Raw genomic sequence first — 4,735 nt, forward strand, 5'->3', positions numbered from 1 at the left:
TTCCACGTTGTTAACCACAGCCCTTCTTGCTACCGCCTCTCTCTTTCCTCCGACAGCACTTTTTGAAGTGGCCTGCCTTGGTTTGATGGTCTTAACAGGCTTTATCGAACAAGGCGTGCTGACAGCGATTAAAAAAAACGGCGCTGACACGCTCCAGGTGCAATTACGCGCCATTGACCTAGCCCCCGATGCCAGCCTTTGCCCCTCCACCCATCCCACGGCCTTAAACTTAAACCGCCTTAAAGAGGAACTCACTCAGCAGGGTCTGAGACTTAACGCGCATGAGGAATCTTTACGAAAGCGTGAAGAAGTCATAGGTGACACCCTGCTCGCCCTTGCAAAAGGAGGCAGCAGTCCCGCGCAGGCTTTAATGCAATTAGGGGGTCGAGGAGACAAAGCACTCCTTCAGGCGGCCAATGAGGAGATGGATAACGACGAACAACAGCCCCAAATCATTCCGATACCGCAGGTAGAGGACAGAGTAGACGAGAACCATCTGCAAGAAGAGGAAGGACGCCGGTTTGGGCAGCAGCAATAAAGAAACTAATCTCTCACAAGCGCCCCGTTTGGAAACGGGGCACCGGCTACTTGTGGTAGTCCGTCACCTAAACACCTCTTTTTTGAATAAAAAGGTCTCTTGCTTTTCCCGCTGGAGTTGAATGATTACTATCCATGTTTAGACGCACGAGTCGAGCGTATCTCTTGAATGCATAGCTTAAAATTACCGACATTAACTTCTTTCGCTAACATAGGTGCATTACCTTTGTTTCTATATTCTGTATAATCTTTTTCAGGCATTTGATTGGATATATACCAATAATCTCCATTGATATTTTCACTACAAGGACCGCTAAACGTAATCGTACTGCGTTGTGTTAATATACATTGATCAGGCGTTTCCAAGAAAGAGAAATCCTTTTTAACAGTATCGCCTTTATAGCCGTATACTTCTACTAATCCAACAACAGAATAGCCTTTTCCAAGTGGAGCATGCGGTTTTTCGATATCAAACGACCAGTGTGGTTTATTCTTTAAACTAGCGTGATGCAATATAAATTTATCACATTTAGTCATTCCATATTCGTGAAATGACTTAAGCAAACCCTGATCTTCAGTTATTGCAAATACGTTAAAAGATAGCAGACTTAAAAGAGATAGCCCAAGATATTTATTTTTATTATTCATCAACATTCCTCATATAAATATTAAACGTCCATTATGGTTACCGTCTATTTTTTGTGTGGCTTTCATTGTGCCTGTTGGTAAGACTCTATATGGTTAGCAAGACTGATTACGTCTGCACGCAATTGAGCACTGAATTTTGGGCTGGCACATTCCAACTCTCGGCTAAAAACAGGATCATACCATTCGATTTTATAGACAAAGCCTGACTTCTCATTACCTTTAACGAGAATGACGGTAGGTTTGTCATGAACCTCATAAGTGACCAGTTCTTTGATAAGTTCAACACCCGTTCGAGCCAACTTCCTATTGTGTTCTGTGAAGGCACAGGAGCCGATACCGTTTTTTACAAAAAACTGGACAGCACCATCCCAGCCATCGGCCTCATCGCCATTTTTTACCTCTTTATAAGCACCATAGGGAGCCACCCCAATGTTGACGTTCATATCTTCTTTCGGCACACCCGCAAAGGTATAAGCTAACTTTAATTCCTCGCTGGTTGCTCGCAGGTGAGTACTTTTAAAGGAAAAGACATGTTTATATTTTTCCTTATGGTATAAAGAGGTTTTCTCCATCTCTAACAATTCTTTGGCGCGGGGTTCACTGCTCTTCACAAAACCATTCTTTTGTTGCTCCCTGTTCATTGCCAGATAATCCCTTATCTCCTTTGCTGCATCGTCATTACTTTGGTTGATTCGTGAGTTATTCTTAAACAGGAACTGATTGGCAGAAACAATCCTTATTTCAGTGGAGTCAGGGACAGATAATCCTGCCTTTGCAAGTAACTCTTTATTAAGCCTGTCAATGTCCTCTCTTGATAATACAGCCTGAGACTCTGCCACTGCATGAGCAGCAAACAGAATAAGCAACGCAGTTGGTAACAATTTTCTCATCTCTATCCTTATCCTTATCCATTTAAAGCAGATCATGCTTCTGTTATTAAATCCCTCTACACTAAAGCCTGAAACTGTTGAATTAGTGATCCCACCACCCATTGTAAATACTGCAATCGCCAACAGTCGTTGTATCAAAGGGGACTTTCCCATGACCATAGCTTTTCAAATAATGGTACCCACTCACAACCCATCGATGATCACCCAAAGGTGCCTCACCCCAATGAACAGCAGCCTGTCTCCAGGTATAGGCATACCCTGTATCCATTAGGTGGCCGCCGCCGTAAATATTTGTATGCGTGCTTACAACACGCCAATCATAAGGATGGCCAAGCCACCACGTTATCGATTCATTATTAGAGCAATTGGCGCGGCTATGTACCGTCGTAGACACTAAACCGGCAGTGACTTCTGATGTGCCAATCAGAAGCAATAAAACAGGAAAAAAATTTTTTATCATAGCGATTGAGACTTCTTTGAAGAGTTACATAGAATAAAGTGATACAGCAAATAAAAACCAATACCAAAAAAATATACCCCGACCGCTAAAATCCCTAAATAGGGATCCATCAGACCACCTAAAAAAATCAAGCCAGCAAGAGAAGACTGGACGACTGTCGCCCAAAAAAAAGCTTTTATTCTTATGTTGAGATTTGGAGAGAGTGATTTTAATTTCCTTGGAAACGCCGTTCCCCTGATTTGCATTTTTATAGCCCAACTGTCCGTTAAAATAATCATTGTCTTGATTAAACTCGCAAATCTTACTGAAAACGACTGGAGAATTCTATCGTTATAGTTTGTTTTTAGAAAATATCCCAATCGGGTTTGCAAACAGGAGATTGGCTAATGGGATTCAAATTTCTTCCTGAGGAAACGATTTAGTACCCTTGGCTGAAAACGAATACTCAAACATTGATGGTTCATTTTTTATGATGTAATAATCCAAAACACTAAATCAACCCTCGTTTGACATGTAACTCATCATACAAAATATTCCATGAATACCATGTGTAATAAAATATGTTATATCTTCGTTGTTGCAAACTCTCTGGATCATAATCTGCGCTGTTACTATCTAACTCTGGTATTTGTTCATCTACTATTAATCTGCGAGCTAACTCCTCGCTAAATCTATCAATATGCAATCTCTTGTTGCTTTTATTCTCATCGAGGAAAATATCAATACACCAAGAGTATTGAGTATTATGGGGACTAAAATCACCGGTTTTTATAAATGTGGAAAGATGCCTAACTAACTTCGCCATGTTTTCAGCTTTCATAACTAACTCCATTTGGTTTTCTTCATTTCTCCATATCCTTGCGGAGCAGAACTTTTCCAAGAAAGAACATATCAATGCTTTAAGCTGTTTTGAGCTTTTAATTCCCGATCATAATTAATTACAGGTTCGACCAATTGCGATTTGACATTCATCGCAGTAATTGGTTTTTCAGCAAATTGAACCTCATAATCAGTCAGCATCTTTTGGTTTGGTGTTGTAGCGGCACTATTAAGAAGAATGGGGATATTATTGATGTTGGCGTTTTTAGTGGCCTGTCTCACATACTGAATAAGCTCACTCCCAGTCATGACCGGCATGTCATGGTCGGTCAATATCCCATTGATATAACCTCGTTCCAAGTCCGATTTAAATTGTGGGATGTCTTGGGGGAACTGGTAGAGAGTGGCTGAAATGACATAATCCTGTTGTTGTTTTTTAACGCCATCAACGAACTTTTTTCCTATATCGAGTGTAAACGCTTCATCATCCACAATGGCAATAGTAAGCCGATTATGAGTGGAAGGCACATTGCATGGCTTTTGATTAAGCCCTTTAAAAAAACCATAATGATTGGCAGGTAGCTCTTGATATTGCTCGTATAACCCAGGGCCTTCCTCCATGTTTTCGTCGTGGTCTGCCCCTAACTGTTTTTCCATGTTTTCCTTGCTGTCCATACAGCCTCCCTCTTCCATGAGTATTGAGCTTACGCAATCACTTCCTACTTAATATATAGCCTATAATGAAGCGAATATCCGCTGAGGTACTCCTTTTTGGGCAGCATTATCAATGGAAAATCAGTCCGATAAATCAGGCTCACAATCTTTTTCCTTCACCCTGCTTTTCTTTTGAGGTAAGGGTCTTGCAAAGGGGTTGAAATCCGCTGTAGTGATTGACTGGCTATGTTGCTTCTCTTTTAAAAAATCAGCGCGGCTTTTTTCCTGATGAAAGGACTTGGCGTAATCCAATAATAATTTAGCGGCCAAAATCTCCTTATCCTGCCGTTTAGAGGCCTCAGTAGCCATGTAGTTGTCATATAATTTTTTGGCACTGTCGTAGAATTGATTGCGCACAAATTGATGACGCTTTAGTCGTGATTCATGACTTACATCATTATGCGAGGAGGACGATTCAATTTCCGTTTTAATCCGTGCCACAAAGCGTTTATCGACCTCGGGTAAGTGTTGCCTTTTTTGGCGCATCTGTACCAGTTCTGATTTACTTGATTTACCCGAAAGACCTCGTTCAAAACGACGGCTTGATGCCAGCATAATACCGTTATCGCGGCATTTTTCAGCAAAGCGTTTCCTCATCGTTTGCAGGTATTTTTTTCGGGGGTCAAGTTTCTTTCCCTGAATGGAGCGCATACAAACCACGGCGTGA

General features: G+C 41.3%; 7 protein-coding genes. 1 reads left to right on the forward strand and 6 read right to left on the reverse strand.

The genetic code is table 11. From position 1 onward, the window contains the following. A partial coding sequence (locus Lfee_RS12850; protein WP_193786960.1) for a hypothetical protein occupies positions 1-538 on the forward strand: 538 nt, incomplete at its 5' end. A gap of 128 nt (positions 539-666) precedes the next feature. On the opposite strand, the gene Lfee_RS12855 is transcribed toward Lfee_RS12850, so the two are convergent. The 6 genes from Lfee_RS12855 to Lfee_RS17420 all read right to left on the reverse strand — a co-directional run. Further along, the gene (locus Lfee_RS12855; RefSeq protein WP_058447409.1) at positions 667-1,185 is read right to left on the reverse strand and encodes a hypothetical protein; all 519 of its coding nucleotides are present in this window, start codon (positions 1,183-1,185) and stop codon (positions 667-669) included. Positions 1,186-1,247: 62 nt separating this feature from the next. After that, a complete protein-coding gene (locus Lfee_RS12860) occupies positions 1,248-2,075 on the reverse strand; it encodes a hypothetical protein (protein ID WP_058447410.1) in 828 nt (275 codons plus the stop codon). Between the two features lie 82 nt (positions 2,076-2,157). Beyond that, complete coding sequence (locus Lfee_RS12865; protein WP_058447411.1) at positions 2,158-2,535, reverse strand: hypothetical protein; 378 nt, start codon at positions 2,533-2,535, stop codon at positions 2,158-2,160. Between the two features lie 490 nt (positions 2,536-3,025). Further along, positions 3,026-3,355 (reverse strand): hypothetical protein, encoded by a 330-nt coding sequence (locus Lfee_RS12875; RefSeq protein ID WP_058447413.1) that lies wholly within the window; start codon positions 3,353-3,355, stop codon positions 3,026-3,028. A gap of 71 nt (positions 3,356-3,426) precedes the next feature. After that, positions 3,427-4,029 (reverse strand): response regulator, encoded by a 603-nt coding sequence (locus Lfee_RS12880; protein ID WP_058447414.1) that lies wholly within the window; start codon positions 4,027-4,029, stop codon positions 3,427-3,429. A gap of 120 nt (positions 4,030-4,149) precedes the next feature. Next, positions 4,150-4,735 (reverse strand): hypothetical protein (locus Lfee_RS17420; protein WP_202972497.1); only part of this gene is annotated, 586 nt, incomplete at its 5' end.

The organism is Legionella feeleii (genome assembly GCF_001467625.1).
Classification (GTDB): Bacteria; Pseudomonadota; Gammaproteobacteria; order Legionellales; family Legionellaceae; genus Tatlockia; species Tatlockia feeleii.